We start from the raw sequence: 18174 nt of genomic DNA on the forward strand, positions 1-18174 counted from the left end.
CCATGGAAACAACAGGCAGAATTGAACATGACTTTCTAGGCGAAAAAGAGATTCCAGCGCACGCGTACTACGGGGTGCAGACCCTTCGGGCGCTGGAGAACTTTAACATCACGGGCATCACCAACGCGCAGGAGCCGTTTTTTATCAAGGCTTTTGCTTACGTGAAAAAGGCCGCCGCCCTGGCCAACAGCGACTGCGGCGTGCTGGAGCCCGCCGTCTGCGAAGCCATTGTCTATGCCTGCGACCAGCTTATAGCCGGCAAGTACCAGGACCAGTTTCTCACAGATTTGATTCAAGGCGGGGCGGGCACGTCGTTTAACATGAACGTGAACGAGGTCATCGCCAACATTGGCCTGGAGTACATGGGCCACCAGAAAGGCCAGTACGAGTATCTGCACCCCAACAACCACGTCAACTTCTCGCAGTCCACCAATGACACTTATCCCACGGCGGTCATGCTGTGTTTGTACTTTAAACTGAACCTGTACATAGAGGCCCTCTCAGATCTGCGCAAGTCCTTTAAGCGCAAAGCCGCTGAGTTTGAGCAGGTCTTGAAGATGGGACGCACGCAGTTGCAGGACGCCGTGCCCATGTCTCTGGGGCAGGAGTTCAACTCTTTTGCCACCACGCTAAACGATGACTTGAAGCGCCTGCGCGAAGCCCAGCGCAAGCTCACCGAATGCAACATGGGCGGCACCGCCATTGGCACCAGCATCAACGCCCCCGAAGAATACCCGGCCCTGTGCGTCAAGTATCTGGCGGAACTGACGGGCCTGCCCATGGTCCTGGCCGAAGACTTGGTGGAGGCTTCCTCAGACATGGGAACCTACGTGCACATCTCCAGCATGCTCAAGCGCAACGCCATCAAAATCTCTAAGATCTGCAATGACTTACGCTTGCTCTCCTCGGGGCCGCGCGCTGGGTTAGCGGAGATCACTTTGCCGGCCATGCAACCAGGTTCTTCCATCATGCCAGGCAAGGTGAACCCCGTCATTCCAGAAGTGGTGAACCAGACGGCCTTCTACGTGATTGGCGCAGACCTGACTGTGACCATGGCCGCCGAAGCCGGGCAGTTGCAGCTCAACGTCATGGAGCCTGTCATTGCCTTCAGTATTTTCACGTCCATCAACTACATGACCAATGCTTTGAACACCCTGCGCCTGCGGTGCGTGGACGGCATTAAGGCCAACGTTGAGAACTGCCAGGCCATGGTCATGCGCAGCGTGGGCATTGTAACTTCCTTGAACCCCATTCTGGGCTATGAAACCTCGGCGTCTATTGCCAAAGAAGCGCTGGCCACCGGCAAGTCCATCCATGACATTGTAGTGGTGGAGCGTAAATTGATCACGCAGGAGAAATGGAATGAAATTTATTCTTTCCAGAATATGATACACCCCGTGTTCATTAATGCGTAAAAGCATTTTATGTCTGTGTTTTGTGTTTTCCCGATGGGAACGATTGAATACAGGCTTTAAAGATGAATGACGTTGTACTTTAAGAGAGAGGTGTATGTTTAAGATCCCCCTGCTGTACCTCACGGAATGGGTAGAATCCGTTTTCCAGCTACCGTACATGCGCGACCTGAAGAAGAAGTACCCGCGCTTCTTCAAGTTTCTGCATGCCCGGTTCAAGACAGACCATTTTTACGGCCTTCCTCTGACGGTCTTTCTGCTGTTGATTGGGTTCACGCTCTTTCTTTTAAGCCAGCTGGTAGAGAACGTAGTCAACTCAGAGGCTACCAAGGCCATGGACATTCAGGTGACGGCCTTCTTTTTTGACATGCGCTCTGCAGAACTGAGTTTGTTCCTGTACGCCTTCACGCACTTGGGCAACGTGTACGGCGTCACGGCCATGACCTTGCTGGCAGGCATTTTCCTGTACGTCAAGCGCATGTACCAGCACTTGGTGGCGCTTATTATTTCAGTGCTGGGCAGTGGCATTACCATGGACGTTCTCAAAACCTATTTTAGCCGGGAACGGCCCTTAGACGTGGCCTTCTACGTACCAGAAAACTCCTTTTCATTCCCCAGTGGGCACGCGGCCAGCGCCATGGCCTTGGTGGGCTTGCTGGCGTATTTCTGCCTGCTAGAGGTAAAGCACCAGCGGGCCAAGATTCTGCTGTTCTTGATGGGACTGCTCTACGTGCTCTTGATTGGCATAAGCCGGATTTACCTGGGCGTGCATTTCCTGACGGACGTGGTGGCTGGCTTCCTGCTGGGCTTGCTGTGGGTGGTGATGGCGGTAGGCGTTCTGGAATACCTGGCCATTGACCGCGTTAAGCAGGCCGTGAGCAAGGAAGACGTGATGATCACCTAGCTACAGCCATTTCCAATAAACCAGAAGAGCCGCCCTGTTGTACTACAAGGCGGCTCTTCTGGTTTATTAGACTACTTAATCAAACTCAAAATACCTTTCTTAATCTGCTTGGCGCTGTCGGTTAGGTTCTCATCATACTCCATGCCGGTGTGCTCATACAGGGAGTAGAACGCAAACTGGAAGGCTTTTTCGGCTTCTTCTTGCGTAGCGCCGCTCACTTCCAACTCCAGGTCATGGTAAGAGTAAAGGTACACCCCGTCTTCTACGTCTACCCGCACCTCCAGCGGTCTTTTCAGGACGATGGGTGGCTCACCGGCCACCGTGATCTTATGCAGCAGCACCATGGCGTATGCTGGGGCAAGCGCTTCTTCCTCTTGTTCTTCTTCACTAGCCGGCTCAGGGGGCGGAGCCATGGGAAGGCGCACTTTCTTGGGCCGTATCACCTTGGGCTTTTCCTTGGAAGGCGTCAGTTCCTGCACGGCGGCCTGCGGAATGCGAGTCAGGTTCAAGGCCTTTCCACTGCCTGGCGCACTCACCAGAATCTCGTGCCCATCGGCTTTCTGGATGGTCTTGAACAACGGCCCGAAGATGCGCTTGCGCTCCTCTGTGGTAAAGCGGTCACCTAGTTCCATCACTTTCTCTGAATGGCTGTAATCTGCCGTCAATATCTCCTGCACAAAAGTGGTGAAAAGTTCTTTTAACACCGGCAACGGGAAGTCCATGCTGCTGGCGCCTTTGGCTTTAGTGCCCAGGTAATCTGGGGCAATGCTGGCCTTGAACCCCTCAAAGTTTACGTCCACCATCATCAGGTCTGACGTGACCTCGGGCCTGGTGGACTGCGTGTTGATGACGCCTTTGCGCTTGTTGTTGGTGACGGTTAAATACTGGATGTACGATTCTTGCAGTAGCAACAGCATCTCTGCCAACAGGCCCACGGCCACGGCCTGGTCGGCGCGGTTCTTGGGCTTGATGTGCAGCGTGAAGGCAATGGCTCTAAGGTTCTCCAGGTACTGATTCTCCATACAAGGGTTGGGTGCTTTGTTGAGGGTAACAACAGTTTTACAAAGGTAGTTTGCTAAAAGGAAGAAGTAGATATTTTATTTTTGCTAAGTTTTTTAGTAGGAATGAGGGGAGTTTTGGGGATGAAGTTGACTGCGTTTTTGGCGTGTTTTCTGGGAATTAGGCGGAAAACGCGTTTATTGCTGGTTGCTGATTGTCAATTGTTGTAATACGGTAATTGCTCCCGCCGTTGTTGTGTTCTCACCAACAACCCAGACTGCCTTTCTGACTAGCTTTGTGCCTCTTCTATGGCGCGGATGTCATTTCCGTGATTCTCTGCCGTGCGCTTCCGTTGGCTATTCCTGAGAAGGTTCTTTCTCCCGGTGCCCTTATGCTGCCTTGTTTCATCTGCGCCGCCAAGCGCTCACGGCCGCGGGGCCCCGTCTTCCCGCCTCGCGCTGTACCAGCTTGCCTCTTTTGCATGGCTACTTCCTTGCTTATTTAACTAACATTGCTTTATCGTGACCGCTATCCTGTCAGAGGCGGCAACCTGCTTAGGCGACTCGCCGGAAAGACTGGATCAGGTGCACGTAGTAGAAGCCTTTGCCAAACGAGGATTCTCCCCTTGAGGATTGGCCAAACGAGAGTTTGAGCCAGCGAGCGGAGCTCTGTAGAGGGGTGTTTACATCAGGAGATGAATCAGCAATTAACAATCAGCAATAGAATAGTTTTTAGCCTCTTTTCCTGAAAGCAGCTCAAAAACGCATTACCACAATCCTTCTCCCTGAAGGAGAAGGTTGGCATTGCAGATGAAGAGACAAGGGCACTGCCTTTTCTCCCGCGCATTCCCTTCTTCTGCAACTTCAACAACCACCTTCCCCCAATTCTGACCATTCCTATCCCGTGCCTAACATCGTGCTTTTAGGAGAAGGATGTTTACGTTTTTGGGCTGTTTTCTGGAAAATAGGCTAAAAACGCCCTCGAAGTGCGTAGAGGTAGGAACTTGTGAAAAAGGACGTCGTAGAAAAATAGGCGTATGCTAGAAGAAGGATTTTTTTAGCGGCTTTCATTTAAACGACAGAAATATGTGGCAACCAATCTCAAGGCAGATGCACGGCGTAGCCGAGGCAGCCTATATTCCGGCCATGGCCTCTGCGCCAGAGTCTGTAGGGTTTACCAGACAAGAAACAGCCACCACCTTATGCCGGGCCATTGGCGGCATGGCGCTGGTGTCTGCCCTGGTCACCAAGGCTGAGTGGGGAGCCGTGCCGGTAGTACCTTATAAGGCGCACCTGGCCGTGGACGTAGTGACCAGTCTGTTTACGCTGGCTGCTCCCTGGCTGTTTGGCTTCTCTCATCATCAGAAGGCCAGAAATACGTTCATAGCGCTGGGCGTGACCGGCCTGGTGGTAGGGGCATTGTCCAGACCAGAAGAAATGGACCCCCTCAAGGAAAGAACCCTGCGCAGAAAAGCCGAGGCGCTGCCGGCATTGTAAGGGCATAACCCTACCGTGGCATTTTGCCGCTTCAAGTGAAGATTCGTGGGCAAGAACCTTTAACAACAGTTCGGCTCGTTTTTGGCCTGTTTTCTGTAAAACAGGCCAAAAACGAGCCGAACTGTTAATAGATAAAAGCTTCCTTACTTAGGAAAGTATACCTTAAAGGTGGTGCCTTTGCCTACTTTGGTAGAGACTTCAATCTTACCGCCGGCGTTGTGGACTATTTTTTTGACCATGTACAAGCCAATGCCAGAACCTTCTACGTGGTCATGAAAACGGGTGAACAGAGAGAACAGTTGGTCTTCCTGCGCCGGATTCATGCCCAGGCCGTTGTCCTCTACTTTTAAGACGCTGTAGCCGCCTTCGGTAAAGCACGTGAGATGGATGTAAGGCTCCTGGTCTAGGGAGCGGTACTTGATGCTGTTAGAGATAAGGTTATAGATGATGCTCCTCAGATTCTTCTCAGAAAAAGAAATAACAGGGCATTTAGATACGTCTACTTTCAGTTGCACGCCAGACTCCTTGAACATCTGGTCCAGGTCCATGACCACGTTCTCTATCAAGTCGCCTATCTGTATTTTTTCAATGACGCCGTGCTGTTCGTTTTGGAGTTTGGTGACTTCGGTGAGGTTGTCAATGGTCTTCTTGAACCGCTCTACCGCGCCCTCCATCATGCTAATGATCTGTTGCAGCTCTAACTGGGCAAACTCGTCTTCGGGCAGTTCTACCCTTAGCTCACGCAAGAGGGCCTCTATGTTCAGGATAGGGGCTTTTAAGTCATGCGAGGCCGTGTAGACAAAGTTGTCCAGGTCTTCAATGACCAGCAAGAGGTGTTTGTTGGTTTCTTTGAGCTTCTCTTGCGTCTCTTTTAGGTCTGTGAGGTCAATGAACGAGCCCAGCACGCGATGGGGCATGCCATACTCATTATGCAGAATGTAGGCCCGGTTGTAAATGTAGGCGTAGGAACCATCGGCGCGGGCCAGCTTGAACTCGGCTATCCATTGGTCCTTGCCCGAGTTGATGGCCTCATTGACGCCGTTCAGGACGCGTTGCCGGTCTTCGGGGTGAATCTTGCTGATCCAGGAATCAATGCCGTTTTCCATCTCCAGGTGGCTGTAGCCCAGAATAGATTCCAGGGTGTCGCTCCACCAGAGCTCATTGGTGACCACGTTCCAGTCCCAGATAAGGTCATTGGTGGCTTTTGAGACCAGCTTAAACCGCTCCTGGCTGTCAGTGACTTCCTTGGTTCTCTCCACCACCCGTATCTCCAGCTGGTTGTTCAGTCTAATAAGTTCTTCTTCGGCCTTCTTGAGGTCTTCATAGGCCATCAGAATCTTCTCTTCGCTGATTTTCTTGTCTGTGATATCTGCCAGCGTGACCGTGAAGCCGTCTCCCATTTTAACGGCCACAATCTCAAACCAGGCGCGGGTGCCGTTAAAGTCTAGGTACTGCTCCAGGTGCAACGGCTGGCCAGAATCCACCACCCGGACAAATTTCTTGAACAAGCCGTTTTTCTTGAGAAAGGACATGTCTTCCATGACGCTTTTGCCAATCAGGTGCGCCTGCGGCACGCCTATCAGTTTCTCGGCTTGCTTGTTGAGCAGGCTCCACTCAAAGTCTGTGATTTGTTTCTCTGCGTTGCGCACAGACCTAAAGGCCATGATGTTGTTGAGCGAACTGTTGAGCACGCCCTGCACCACGTTGCTGAGGGTTTTGAGGGTGGTTACTTCCACAAAGCTTAGCACAACGCCGTCCTTGTTGCCGTCATGCTTGAGGTAGGGGATAATGCGCAACAGAAAGTACTTGCCGTCCTTGGTTTCTACCTCTTGCTCTACTTCAACAGAGGTGTTGTTCACTTTCTGGATGTCTTCTAGCAGGTTAGGGTAGCGCAGGTTATGGGACAGGTGATGGATGGGCCTGCCCAGGTCAATGTCTATGATGTTGATGATGTTCTTGACAGACGGCGTAAACTTCCTGATGATGAGGTGATGGTCTAGAAAGAGCTGGCCAATGTTGGAACTCCTTATGTAGTTGTCCAGGTCCTCGTTCAATTCCTGCAGTTCACGTATTTTTAACTGGTGCTCAGAGTTGACTGTGTGTAGTTCCTCGTTTAAAGACTGCATCTCTTCATTGGAGCTTTGCAGTTCCTCATTAGAAGACATGAGCTCCTCATTGGTTGACTGCAGTTCCTCATTGGCGGTACTCAGGTCTTGCACCGTCAGATGCAGGCTTTCGCGGGCTTCCTTGAGCTCTATTTCCAAAGCGGTAAGCTGCGTGAAGTAGTCAGAATCCTCTTCTGTGATGAGGGAGGGCTTCAGGTTCTTGAGCGAAGGGCTGGCTTTGCCTACTTCCTGCAACAAGACCAGAATGACCTTGGGCATGTCACGGTCCACAGAGATGGGCTTCACGGACAGGTTCACCAACTGCTGTTTCTTGCCCAGCATCATCATGACCTGCCGTGCCACCGACTTTTGGTTCTTTAGCACCTTTCTAATGTCCACGCTCAGGGTGACGGCCAGTTCTTTGGGCACCATCTTGAGCAGGTTCAATTGCAGGCGCTTGTCGGGCAGCTTTAAGAACCGGTTAATGTCCCCGATGCCGTGCAGCAGCTGGAAGTTGTCATCTACGTACAGGCCCGTGATTTTAAAATCTTCGGCCACGGCGTCCATGAACTGGTCATTGTAGCGCACCAGCTGGGAGCTCTTGAAGGACGGACTGTGCTCTACCGGAAAGGAGTGGGCCTGGGGCGTGATGCCGTAGTTGCGTTGCACCCCGTGCTTGTCCTTTATCTTCTGGAACAGCTTCCATTTGCGGTTGCGCTCCGCGAAGTAGGTTTTCATGTCACCTATGTGCTCACTGGACCCCAGTAGCAAGTAGCCGTTCTGCTTGAGCGCGTACGGGAACACCGCCAACACCTTCTGCTGCAGATCTGGGTTGAGGTAGATAAGCATGTTGCGGCAGGTGATCAAATCCATTCTGCTGAACGGCGGGTCCTTTTGCAGGTCATGCTGGGCAAATACCACCAGTCCCCGTATGTTCTCATTGACTGTGTAGCGGTTGTTCTTTAGATGGAAGTATTTCTGAAGGCGCTCAGGGCTTACGTCTTTGGCTATGTTGGCTGAGTACGTGCCCTTTGAGGCTGCCTTGATGGCCCGCTGGTCAATGTCTGTGGCAAAGAGCTTGATGCGGGGCGCGCGTCCCAGCTTCTCAAAGCACTCATGAAACAATATGGCCAGGGAATACACCTCCTCACCGGTGCTGCAAGCCGTTACCCAGACTTTGACCAGTTCATCTTCTGTGACGCTGGCCACAATGTCTGGAATCACCTCTTGCTCCAGCAAATCAAACGCTTCTGTGTCTCTAAAGAACTTGGTGACGCCAATCAGGAACTCCTGGCACAGCTGCTTGATCTCTGCCGGGTGCTCATGCAAATAGGTGAGGTAGGCGGGCAGGCTTTCCACCTTAAGGGTGTCCATGCGTTTTTTCAAACGCCGGTAGATGGTGGCCTGTTTGTAGTTCTTGAAATTGGTCTGGGTATGGGTACAGATCAGGTCCAGGATTTCTTTGAGAACCTCCTCGTTTTCCTGGTCCAGGTCTTTTTCTAAAAGGGACTTTACCAGCGGTATCTGGCGGGTGTATTCTATGATCTCGCCGGGCATGCGCTCTGGAGAGAAGACGTAATCCACAAAGCCCGCTTCTATGGCGCTGCGGGGCATGCCGTCAAACTTGGCGGTATTTGGGTCCTGCACCATCACCATGCCCCCGGCGTTCTTGATCATCTTCACGCCCTTGGTGCCGTCAGACCCCGTGCCTGACAAGATGATGCCAATGGCATAGCGGCCGCGGTCCTTGGCCAGAGATTCAAAAAAGACGTCAATGGCAAAGTTAGGCTCGCGGTTGCGTACCTGGTTGACCAGTTGCAGGCGTCCGCGCTCAATGGTGAGCTGCTTGCCGCTGGGCAGCACGTACACGCAGTTGGGGCGGGTGCGCATGTTGTCCTCGGCCTCCAGTACCTGCATCTGGGTGTGTTTGGACAACAGCTCGGCCATCAGGCTCTTGTGGTCTGGCGACAGGTGCTGGATGATGACAAACGAAAAACTGGAATTGTTGGGGAAGTAGTCAAACAACTTATGAATGGCCTCCAACCCGCCGGCAGAGGCGCCAATCCCAACAAGGTAGTGGTCAGTTTTAGGGGGCTTTATGGGGGCAAGCGTATTATTCATGGGCAACGGGAACAACTCAATTGCTCTACTAAGTAAACTCTAGAGCGACAGACGCTAGTATCTTTCTTTAATGATTTTTTCAAGCACCGCACTGCGCAGGTTCTCAGCGGCTTCCAGCTCCTCGGGCAACCACGGCAGGGACGTGTGCTTGACCGTCTCTTGGTAGCTGGCAAAAGAGTTTCTGGGGTGGTAGCGTTTGCCGTCTGCCTCCATCTGGATGGCCTGGTTGGGATTGCCGCCCCAGCTAATGGTTTGGATCACCTCTGGCCTGAACCCCAGAATGTACTCACCCTCTTCTGCATTGATGGGCAAGACAATAAGACCGCTGGCCAGGTCTTTAAACTCCTGGCTGCGCACGTACTGGCTTGGTAGCGTGTCTGTGGCGTACGTCTTGTCAGACTTGTTGCGCTTTAACCAATAGACCAGTTCTTTGATGCTTGGATGAGGGGGCACTAGGCCGCTGGTCCATACACTGCCTTCATACAACACGGCGGCTCCGGTAATGTTTAAGAGCTTTAAAAGCGGGTCCTTTTCCTTCACCAGTCCGTCGGCAAAGGTAGGGGAGGTGTAGAGTTGCTCTAGCAGCTGGGCGTGTATGTCGCGTAGTTGGGCCCGCAACTCCATGTTCTTCTCCTTTTCCCGGGCCGCTATCTGCGCCGATATAATGCCAGACAACAACTCCATAGCCGACCTGAGCTCATAGCTGGGGTTCTTGGGCAGTTTATGATGGCAGGAGATCAAGCCCCACAGCTTGTCATCAATGATGATGGGCAGAGACATGGACGCCTGTACCTTCAGATTCACCAAATATTCAAGGTGCACGCCCGCCACGCTGCGCAGGTTGCAGTCTGACAGGTCTGTGAACCGACTGATGAGGGGATTGATGACGGGAATTAACCTAGCCGGGGTATAGTCTCTGGCCGGAATAAGCCGGTAAGGGTTGCTCAAGTACAGGTCTCTGGCCTGCTTGGGCACGTCTGAGGCCGGAAAGCGCAAACCCATGTAGTCGTCCATGTCCAGTTCGCGGGCCTGGGCAATGACAATGCCGTTCCACTGCGGGTCAAACTGGTACATGAGCACCCGGTCAAAGCCCGTCAGTTTTTTAAGCTCCTCTACACTGATCTGGCTCACGGTTTGGGTGGTGGTGGCCTGCTTAAGCAGTGAGGTGATGTATTTTATCTGCTGGTAAAGCGCCATGAAAGAATCCTGGGCCGCAGCGGCGGGGTTCTCCTCTAGCTCCAGCAAAATGTACGTGTCTTTTAAATGCGCCAAGGCCGTAAACTGGATGGGCTCACCTTGGCGGGTAAACGTCAAGGTAAACGGAATCTTCTCTTGGTGGCTGGACTCCTGTATTTTTACCAGTACGTCTTCTATCTGGGGGGCAGGCAGAAAATTAGCGAGCGGCTGGCCCAGCACGTCTTCTAAGGCAAGGCCCAGAAGGTGTGGCACGTTCTCACTGGCTTGCACCACGCGCAGGTCCTGGGTAGAAAGCGTTAACAGTACGCCATGTGGTTGAATCAAGTTGACCAGGTGCAAAGGAATGCTTCCGCAGAACTCTGAGTCATAGTTTTTCTCAATGGCAATGCCAATGGGGGCTTGTTTGTTTTCCATAAAAGGGGACGCATGCGGGGCTTTTGCCACAGACCAAGAGGGCAAGTTAAGCAATTGGCAAAAAAGAAGTGAACCGAAGTGGGAGAAAGGCTCCGTATAAACCGCATTTTTTTTACGTATTACGGGGCCCAGGCATTATAGATGTCAGTACAGGTAAGAAAGCGCTAGAAGCCTGCAAACTTCTCTTGGCTGCCAGAAACTCCGGAACCAGCGCCTTGTATAAAGCACATGGAAGGTGCGTTTTTAGCCCCATTTCCAGAAAACAGCCCAAAAACGGCAATGGCCAAATCATCAGCGAAAGCATGGCAAAGTACCTGGCTAGTAGACTTTCTGTCACTGCCTTTTTATAACCTTGCCGCCGTATTGTAGTATGAAACTAGACATTACATGTTCAATTAACCCCACAGACAATGGCAACAGGCAAATCCTTTGATGAGCTTCTAAATACCCAGCAGAAAAAGCTGGCCTTTTTTCAGAACGTGGTATTGGCGGCCCTGGCAGATGGGCAGTTAGACCAGGACGAAAGCGAGTTCCTGATTTTTATAGGCGACAAGCTGAACCTCTCTCCTGAGGATACCAAGCCTATTGCAGACAACCTCTCCTTGTTGTCTTTTGTGATACCAGAGGATGGCCTGCAACGCACTCTTGAACTGCAGACCGTGATCATGATGGTATTGCAAGATGGCCATATGGCAGACAATGAGTACCAACTCTGCCTGGAGTACGCCCGCCGCATAGGCTTCACCAAAGAAACGGTAGATGAGATGGTAGGCCAGCTTAGCCAGCAGTCTTCCTAACCATCAATAAACCGCTTAAAAGAAAGAGGAGGTACCCGTAGGTGCCTCCTCTTTCTAGTTTAAGCTTCTTCTTGGTCTTCTATGAACTGAGCGTCTTCTATCTTGGCTAGCCTAATGTACGCGCGCCGCCAGGGGTTTTCATCCAACAGACGCCATTTATGACCAGCCCCGGTTACATCTGCGGCCAGCAAGACGTCACCGGGTTTAAGGATGAACACTTCTGCGGTACTGGTGGTAAACTCAAGGGTGCCCGAAAGCGTCAACACATACTGTAGAAAAGGGGCGGTGTGCCAGTCATAAAAGGCCGGCGACGGCGTCTCTTTGAACTCCAGTTGGTAGACGTCTATGTTCTGCCGGTCAGGCACAGTTCCTTGGACTACCCTGGAATTGCCCGTGGCATCTGCGTAAAGTTTATAGGCTCGTATCATGGGTGTATCATTGACTGTTTTAAGTACAACATCTGGTAAGTAACCGTGGTCATAGCTTGTACTGCCCACAGGCCAAGAAGATGCCCTGGCACTGGAAAAATCTTTAGATGGCAGAGGCAATACGAGAACCTGGTCCAAATTTCTGCTGAATCCTAAAGCCCGTTTTTGGCTTGTTTTCTGGAAAATAGCCTAAAAACGGAGGTGTTTCTAAAGGGAAGCAAGGAGAGAAGTCCTGCCAATGCCAACAAGGGGAGTAGGGTGTCTAAAGTAGTGACCCAACAACTATTTTTGATGCCATGGTGTTTAGGTATGCTAGAGGAAAGGACGGCAGGTTTGGTTTTGCCGCGCATTCCCTCTAACTCGCAGCACGTTTACAAGAATCCTATGGAGCGCTTACACACACAAGCATATAAAAACGAATTTGTACAGGCTTTTCCCGGCGACGACTCCGGTGATACCCGTCCGCGGCAGACGCCGGGTATGCTGTACAGCAAAGTCCTGCCTACGCCGGTCAAGAAAGTAACCTTGCTGGCTTGGTCTGAGGAACTGGCGCAGGAACTGGGCATAGAAAAGCCGGTGACTCAGGAAGAAATAGACATTCTGGGTGGAAATGCCGTGGCCCCCACCATGCAACCCTATGCCGCCTGCTACGCCGGACACCAGTTTGGCAACTGGGCGGGGCAGCTAGGCGACGGCCGCGCCATGACCCTGGGTGAGTGGACCACGCCCAGCGGCCAGTCCTGGGAACTACAATTGAAAGGTGCCGGCCCTACCGCCTACTCCAGAAGGGCAGACGGAAGAGCGGTACTACGTTCCTCTGTGCGGGAGTATTTGATGAGCGAGGCCATGCATTATCTGGGCGTGCCCACTACCCGGGCTTTGAGTCTGGTATCTACCGGTGACCAGGTCATGCGCGACATGTTCTACAACGGCAACCCCGAGTTTGAGCCCGGAGCCATTGTCATGCGGGTGGCGCCCAGCTTTTTGAGGTTCGGGAGTTTTGAGATGCCCGCCGCCCGGCAGGAGTTGGACAACCTGCGCCAACTGGTGGAATGGACCATCACCCACTACTATCCACACATCCAGGGCTCCTCGCTAGAGGAGAAGATGCTGCCGTGGTTTAAAGAAATCATGGACCGCACCGCCTTTATGATCACGGAGTGGCTGCGCGTGGGCTTTGTGCACGGTGTCATGAACACGGATAACATGTCCATTTTGGGCCTTACCATTGACTATGGTCCGTACTCGTTCCTGGACGATTATGACCCCGACTTTACGCCCAATACCACCGATTTACCGGGCCGCAGATATGCCTTCGGGAAGCAGGCCAACATTGCCTACTGGAACCTGGGCTGCCTGGCCAGTGCATTAGCCACCTTGTTACCAGACAGCAAAGAACTGGTGGCCCTGCTAGAAACCTACAGCGAAGTGTATTACCAAAAGTACTTCGCAATGATGGGTAAGAAATTGGGTCTAGACCAAGTGCGCGAAAAGGATCCAGCGTTCATTACGCAATGGGAAGAAACCCTGGCCGAGCTGCAGCCCGACATGACCATCTTCTATCAGTTGTTGATTGATATGCCGTTGGAACTGGGCACCGAAGAAGAAGCCATCGCGTACTTTGCAGACAGCTATTACACTTCGCCGGGCAAACGCGAAAGCGCTTTGTTCTATGCCATGCTAAAAGCCTATACAGAACGCTTAAAGAGCAACACTATCTCCAGAGAAGCCTCTCAAGACCTCATGCGGAAGGCTAACCCGCGGTTCATCCTGAGAAACTACCTGTTGCACCAAGCTATAGAAGGCCTCACCAAAGGTGACGACCAGTTGTTCACCCAGCTGCAAACCGCCATGAAGGACCCATACAGCAAGGCCCACGACCAGTTCTTCACCAAACGCCCCGACTGGGCCAGTCAAAAGGCAGGCTGCTCCATGTTGTCTTGCAGTTCATAACAGGTGACATGGCGTTAAGGAACATCATAAAGCCGAAGAAATCTCTCTTCGGCTTTATGATTTAGGGCAGGTTCGTTTTTGGCCTGTTTCCTAGAAAATAGCCAAAAAACCGAGCTTAGTACTTTCCTCTCCCTGCTGAGTGGGGCTTTCTATCTGTCTTGTCATCTTATTCTTATTTTACTGCATTAGCAGGCGCGATTCACCTTTTAATGTTTACACCCCTTCGCCCTCTCAAGGGGAAAATTTGCCCAAACAACCGCCCTTGGCGCAGACACTCGCAAGTCCAGCAGGATGCCACTTGTTTAGTTCTGAGTCATGAGTCGCGAGTCATGAGTCTGAAAGAGCGCCTGTCCTCCCCCACCCCCTCCAAAGGGGGACGGAATGCGTGTTAAAGTAGCAATGCCCGGGTAGTTGCAAACTGCCTGCCATCATGGGTCCAAGTCAAAGACTTGAACCATGGCTATGGGAAAGGAGATAGTTACAGCCGTGCGCAGCACGCGTGACTCTGCAGCGACAAGGACCGCCATTGCCTACAACCTGCCAATCAGCCAATAAGCCTTAGCAGGATTGGAACCAGAACCAGTCTTGGCTCTGAGCGCCTCTGTTGTTTCGTCGCCCGGCAGGGCGGGGCCAAAGGCCCAGAGTACAACAGCAGTGCGAAAGGCCAAGACGGGGCCCCGCGGCCGTGAGCGCTTAACAGACAAAATGCAACAAGAAAGGTGGTGCGCACCGGAACAAACGGCAGTGCCAAGGCAACAGCCAAATGCGTGCACCAAAGCCTTATTTCAGAGAAAGGCAGCTGGAGAAGCAGCAGCGGTCGTTGGTGAGAACACCAACAACGGCGGCGCAGTAGAGGTTAGTAGTATAGCTTTGTAGAGGGCACCAACCACGGCAAGGGCATCAGATTGTTAAGGAAGAAGGGACTTGATAAGCAGGCTTGGTCGTTAGAGATATCACCAACCAAGGCGCCCGTAATACAACCTACCACGGCAAGAACCATCACAGCCGGCAACGGCAAGGCATCCAAGTAAGACCTGTCAACAACGGCAGACTACCCTGCGGCACCCGCCCAGAACAACCCTTCGTCTATCAAGCCAAGCTATCCCCTTATAAATCTTATTCCAATTCTACTTCCTAAAAAGAGGGTAATCCCTATATTTACCAAACAAACCAAATCGTATACTATGTACACAGGATTACAGCATCTACACTCTTATTTGGCGTATCTGGTTTTGATCGGATTGTTGATTTCTTGGCTCATGGCGGTGGCCGGCCTAATGGGCAATAAAACCTATACAGCGCAAAACAGGAAAATGAGCCTGCTGGGCTTAATTCCTACGCACTTGCAATGGGTGATTGGACTGGTACTGTACCTGGTGTCGCCGCTGGGCATTTCTAACTTTTCGGGTGCCGGCATGAAGGACTCTACGGCGCGCCTTTATTTTCTGGAGCACCCCTTGATGATGATTCTGGCGGTGGTCTTCATTACCATAGGCTACGCCAAGGCCAAGCGCCAAATTGGAACCACGCAAGGCTTTAAGTCTATTGTGATTTTCTATGGACTGGGCCTGGTGTTGATTTTGAGTAGACTGCCATGGTCTGCTTGGTTAGACTAAGCAATGAACATTGTTAAAAGCAAAAGGTCCTCTTTCTAGCAGAAAGAGGACCTTTTTTTATGTTGGTAACGGTGAATGCTTATTGTACCCAAGAGCGACGCTCATCAAAGTGGTTACAACCAAACATGGCACCGGTGATCATTTCAAACTGTTTAGGCTTAGAGTCCTCAGGACCTTCATGCACCAAAGGCAACACGTATTCTGGGTTCATGGCGTGCTGGCCGGTGAGCTCATCACACACGCCAAACTGATTGCTTTGGGTTTCTACTATCTTAGAGTCTTGGGCCCAGTGGGCACAATGATTGCAAGTGGCTTCCATATCTATATACCGTTAAGGTGAAACATCTATTTATAAGGTTATACCCATATAGGGCCCAAGTATGTTTCACGGCGTCAGCATATTTAAGTAATTTAGAATAGTACTAAATTAATCTAATGAACAGCTAGCATAGAAGCTGGCCTAGTAGCAAGATGGTTAGCGTACAGGTAACTCTGCTAAGTATTTCTGACAGTATTCGTCTTTTAACTGAGCACCCAGTGAGTAGTAATACCTGGCTTTCTGTAGATTAGGAGGCGTGTCAAAGGTGCCGTTGGCATAGAGGTCGCCCAGGCGCCGGATGGACTCTATGTCCTGGCGGGTAGCGCCGTATTCATATAGCGCAATAGCCTTGTCCATGGCCACCGGCACGTCATGTAATCCCAGATGATAAACCTGCGCGAGGTCATAGTAGGCCTGGGCTTCGCCGAGGGCAATTTTAGCCAGGTATTTCTTTACGTATTCTAATCCCTCCGTATTATGCTGCAGGTCTTGGGTATAGGTAGCCGCCTGCAACGGTCTGGTTTCCATGAAGACCGTGTCAATAGAAACTGGTTGCCTTTTTAAAGGAACCTCGCCGGAAAGCGACACTACATATTTTTGCTTGTTGCCCACCAATACCAGGGTTTTAGCCAATTCTGGTTTCATATCTACCAAAGACGCGTTGTAGAGCCTGATCACGTTGCCGTCGCCTTCAATGATGAGTACGTCTCTGGCAGGACTGTCAAAGAAGACGGGATTGTGCTGAATGACTTCCAGCAGGTTATTAGAACCCTTGAACACCACCCGCGTGCCGCCGCCAGAACCCGAGGGCGTGCCCGTGGTGATTACCTGCACTTGGTTGTTGTGGCCGGTAGAGGTAGGTTCAGCAGTATAGGGGCGGGCAGCAGGTTTTGCCTTTTGCGTAACCGACGCAGGAGCCGCCGTTGGGACAGGTTTGGAAGGGGCGCAGGAGAGGAGGAACAAAAGCACCAAGGCCGGACATAAACGGACAATCATCTGGTAAATTAGGTTGTCTAATGGGTTGAAAGAGGCTGCTATAAGTAAACGACCTTGTACCTGTAACAAGTAGGCGCCGCACTGGGAGAGAAGTAGCCTAGGTCATTGGATACTGGAAGGTACAGAAAAATTGCGTGCCTTTAAAAGCCTTGGCGGGGTGGGCCTATAGCTCCTTGAGATTGGCAACCACAGACTGCCAAGAGGGTTGGGACATGCGCATCTTTTTAGGGTGGCAGGCATCTTCCCGTGAGAATCGCCGTATTCTACACCACCATCAAACCTTACACGCTACAACTATGGAAAATAACCTAGAACCTAAATCACTAGCCGACCTGATTCAAAACCCATCTGAGATTTCTGCCATCATCTCAGACCCGGCAGAATCTGGCGTCAAGTTTTACCAGTCCCTGCACAACAAGGATAAATCATACGTGGCCTTCGCGGCGGGCGTGGGGCTATTGGCCTATGGCTTGTACTTGAGCAGATCTGGGAGTTCAGCCAGCAAAAGCGGAAGCTCCAACCAAGGCAGTAGCGCTAAAGGAAATACCATTTCCGCTTCCACCGCTGGTACTGGCGGTCAAAGCAGCGCTACAACTGGCGAAGGCAACAAAAACACCAGCACTAAAGAGCTGAATGTGAAAAAGAACAAATAGCTTTCACCAATGCTTTTAAGAAAAGAGGCGCAGAAATATCTGCGCCTCTTTTTTGTGCCTTCTAGTTTGCCGTCAGACGCGTTTTTGCCCTGTTTTCCAAGAAATAGCCCAAAAACGCACTAGTGCAGTTCCTTTTCCCTCTAGGGAGAAGGTTAAGTTTAGAAGATTGGCGTTCCATAAAGTAGAGACCAGGCACTGCCTTGTCTTTGGCGCATTGCCTCTTTCTGTCAGTTTTATCTGCTGGTGTCAACACCCCCCTTAGAGCTACGCTCGGTGCCTCAAACTCCCGTTTGGGCAACCCTCAAGGGGGGAGTCTGCGGTTGAAGCCGTCCTAGGAGCAGACGCTACTTGTTTGGAGACTCGCCTAGGGAGGATATACGTTTAGCAGGGGCAGTTGCTACAAACGCTCGCAGGTGCTATGCGCGCCACAAGGTCCTTTGAGTAGTAGCAGTTCTATATGGCAAGCGCCCTCGTCATCCCCCTACCCCCTTCAAAGGGGGACGGAATGCGCCGGTTGAAGCCAGGGCTTCAGGGCAGTTGAAAACTGCCTGCATCATGGGTCCAAGTCAAAGACTTGAACCATGGCCACGGGAATGGAGATGGTTACAACCGTGCCTTGGCACGCGTGCCTCTGCAGCGATAAGGACGGCCATTACCTATAAACACCAGGATTAGCCATCCAGCTTATACAGAATTGGGACCGAAACCAGTCTTGGTTCTGAGCGCCTCTGTTGTTTCGTCGCCCGGCAGGGCGGGGCCGAAGG

The 18174-nt window shown here is 51.7% G+C and carries 14 protein-coding genes; 8 read left to right on the plus strand and 6 right to left on the minus strand.

Features of this window, described 5'->3' with window-relative positions:
- Positions 1-2: 2 nt before the first annotated feature.
- Together aspA and ABD880_RS00420 are read left to right on the plus strand one after the other, a co-directional pair.
- A complete protein-coding gene (aspA, locus tag ABD880_RS00415) occupies positions 3-1415 on the plus strand; it encodes an aspartate ammonia-lyase (protein ID WP_345161199.1) in 1413 nt (470 codons plus the stop codon).
- Positions 1416-1509: 94 nt separating this feature from the next.
- Positions 1510-2316 (plus strand): phosphatase PAP2 family protein, encoded by an 807-nt coding sequence (locus tag ABD880_RS00420; protein WP_345161200.1) that lies wholly within the window; start codon positions 1510-1512, stop codon positions 2314-2316.
- Between the two features lie 71 nt (positions 2317-2387).
- Here ABD880_RS00420 and ABD880_RS00425 read toward each other — a convergent pair whose 3' ends face one another.
- A complete protein-coding gene (locus ABD880_RS00425) occupies positions 2388-3338 on the minus strand; it encodes a hypothetical protein (RefSeq protein ID WP_345161201.1) in 951 nt (316 codons plus the stop codon).
- A 1062-nt stretch (positions 3339-4400) separates the two neighbouring features.
- On the opposite strand from ABD880_RS00425, the gene ABD880_RS00430 reads away from it, so the two are divergent.
- Positions 4401-4811, plus strand: coding sequence for an SPW repeat domain-containing protein (locus ABD880_RS00430; RefSeq protein WP_345161202.1), 411 nt, complete (start codon positions 4401-4403; stop codon positions 4809-4811).
- A 143-nt stretch (positions 4812-4954) separates the two neighbouring features.
- Here ABD880_RS00430 and ABD880_RS00435 read toward each other — a convergent pair whose 3' ends face one another.
- Complete coding sequence (locus ABD880_RS00435; protein WP_345161203.1) at positions 4955-9037, minus strand: chemotaxis protein CheB; 4083 nt, start codon at positions 9035-9037, stop codon at positions 4955-4957.
- A gap of 54 nt (positions 9038-9091) precedes the next feature.
- Positions 9092-10648 (minus strand): GAF domain-containing protein, encoded by a 1557-nt coding sequence (locus ABD880_RS00440; RefSeq protein WP_345161204.1) that lies wholly within the window; start codon positions 10646-10648, stop codon positions 9092-9094.
- A 410-nt stretch (positions 10649-11058) separates the two neighbouring features.
- Between ABD880_RS00440 and ABD880_RS00445 the strand changes: the two genes are divergently transcribed.
- Positions 11059-11445 (plus strand): hypothetical protein, encoded by a 387-nt coding sequence (locus tag ABD880_RS00445; RefSeq protein WP_345161205.1) that lies wholly within the window; start codon positions 11059-11061, stop codon positions 11443-11445.
- A gap of 59 nt (positions 11446-11504) precedes the next feature.
- On the opposite strand, the gene ABD880_RS00450 is transcribed toward ABD880_RS00445, so the two are convergent.
- On the minus strand, positions 11505-11873 hold the full coding sequence (locus ABD880_RS00450; protein ID WP_345161207.1) for a cupin domain-containing protein: 369 nt from the start codon (positions 11871-11873) through the stop codon (positions 11505-11507).
- 309 nt (positions 11874-12182) lie between these two features.
- On the opposite strand from ABD880_RS00450, the gene ABD880_RS00455 reads away from it, so the two are divergent.
- The 3 genes from ABD880_RS00455 (at position 12183) to ABD880_RS00465 (ending at position 15442) form a co-directional block, all read left to right on the plus strand.
- Positions 12183-13826, plus strand: a complete 1644-nt coding sequence (locus tag ABD880_RS00455) for a protein adenylyltransferase SelO (protein WP_345161209.1) — start codon at positions 12183-12185, stop codon at positions 13824-13826.
- Positions 13827-14763: 937 nt separating this feature from the next.
- Positions 14764-14964 carry a hypothetical protein gene (locus tag ABD880_RS00460; protein WP_345161211.1) on the plus strand — a complete coding sequence of 67 codons (201 nt, stop codon included), beginning with the start codon at positions 14764-14766 and terminating at the stop codon, positions 14962-14964.
- Between the two features lie 46 nt (positions 14965-15010).
- Positions 15011-15442, plus strand: coding sequence for a hypothetical protein (locus ABD880_RS00465; protein ID WP_345161212.1), 432 nt, complete (start codon positions 15011-15013; stop codon positions 15440-15442).
- 79 nt (positions 15443-15521) lie between these two features.
- On the opposite strand, the gene ABD880_RS00470 is transcribed toward ABD880_RS00465, so the two are convergent.
- Together ABD880_RS00470 and ABD880_RS00475 are read right to left on the minus strand one after the other, a co-directional pair.
- Complete coding sequence (locus ABD880_RS00470; RefSeq protein ID WP_345161213.1) at positions 15522-15761, minus strand: hypothetical protein; 240 nt, start codon at positions 15759-15761, stop codon at positions 15522-15524.
- Positions 15762-15917: 156 nt separating this feature from the next.
- Positions 15918-16757 carry a tetratricopeptide repeat protein gene (locus tag ABD880_RS00475; protein ID WP_345161214.1) on the minus strand — a complete coding sequence of 280 codons (840 nt, stop codon included), beginning with the start codon at positions 16755-16757 and terminating at the stop codon, positions 15918-15920.
- A gap of 296 nt (positions 16758-17053) precedes the next feature.
- Between ABD880_RS00475 and ABD880_RS00480 the strand changes: the two genes are divergently transcribed.
- Positions 17054-17410 (plus strand): hypothetical protein, encoded by a 357-nt coding sequence (locus ABD880_RS00480; RefSeq protein ID WP_345161215.1) that lies wholly within the window; start codon positions 17054-17056, stop codon positions 17408-17410.
- Positions 17411-18174 lie beyond the last annotated feature (764 nt).

It is taken from the genome of Nibribacter koreensis (genome assembly GCF_039541795.1).
Classification (GTDB): domain Bacteria; phylum Bacteroidota; class Bacteroidia; order Cytophagales; family Hymenobacteraceae; genus Nibribacter; species Nibribacter koreensis.

Excerpts from the sequence above, each read along its gene's own strand:
- aspA (WP_345161199.1), top strand. The coding sequence starts at position 3 with ATGGAAACAACAGGCAGAATTGAACATGACTTTCTAGGCGAAAAAGAG.
- ABD880_RS00420 (WP_345161200.1), top strand. The coding sequence starts at position 1,510 with ATGTTTAAGATCCCCCTGCTGTACCTCACGGAATGGGTAGAATCCGTT.
- ABD880_RS00425 (WP_345161201.1), bottom strand. The coding sequence starts at position 3,338 with ATGGAGAATCAGTACCTGGAGAACCTTAGAGCCATTGCCTTCACGCTG.
- ABD880_RS00430 (WP_345161202.1), top strand. The coding sequence starts at position 4,401 with ATGTGGCAACCAATCTCAAGGCAGATGCACGGCGTAGCCGAGGCAGCC.
- ABD880_RS00435 (WP_345161203.1), bottom strand. The coding sequence starts at position 9,037 with ATGAATAATACGCTTGCCCCCATAAAGCCCCCTAAAACTGACCACTAC.
- ABD880_RS00440 (WP_345161204.1), bottom strand. The coding sequence starts at position 10,648 with ATGGAAAACAAACAAGCCCCCATTGGCATTGCCATTGAGAAAAACTAT.
- ABD880_RS00445 (WP_345161205.1), top strand. The coding sequence starts at position 11,059 with ATGGCAACAGGCAAATCCTTTGATGAGCTTCTAAATACCCAGCAGAAA.
- ABD880_RS00450 (WP_345161207.1), bottom strand. The coding sequence starts at position 11,873 with ATGATACGAGCCTATAAACTTTACGCAGATGCCACGGGCAATTCCAGG.
- ABD880_RS00455 (WP_345161209.1), top strand. The coding sequence starts at position 12,183 with ATGCTAGAGGAAAGGACGGCAGGTTTGGTTTTGCCGCGCATTCCCTCT.
- ABD880_RS00465 (WP_345161212.1), top strand. The coding sequence starts at position 15,011 with ATGTACACAGGATTACAGCATCTACACTCTTATTTGGCGTATCTGGTT.
- ABD880_RS00470 (WP_345161213.1), bottom strand. The coding sequence starts at position 15,761 with ATGGAAGCCACTTGCAATCATTGTGCCCACTGGGCCCAAGACTCTAAG.
- ABD880_RS00475 (WP_345161214.1), bottom strand. The coding sequence starts at position 16,757 with ATGATTGTCCGTTTATGTCCGGCCTTGGTGCTTTTGTTCCTCCTCTCC.
- ABD880_RS00480 (WP_345161215.1), top strand. The coding sequence starts at position 17,054 with ATGGAAAATAACCTAGAACCTAAATCACTAGCCGACCTGATTCAAAAC.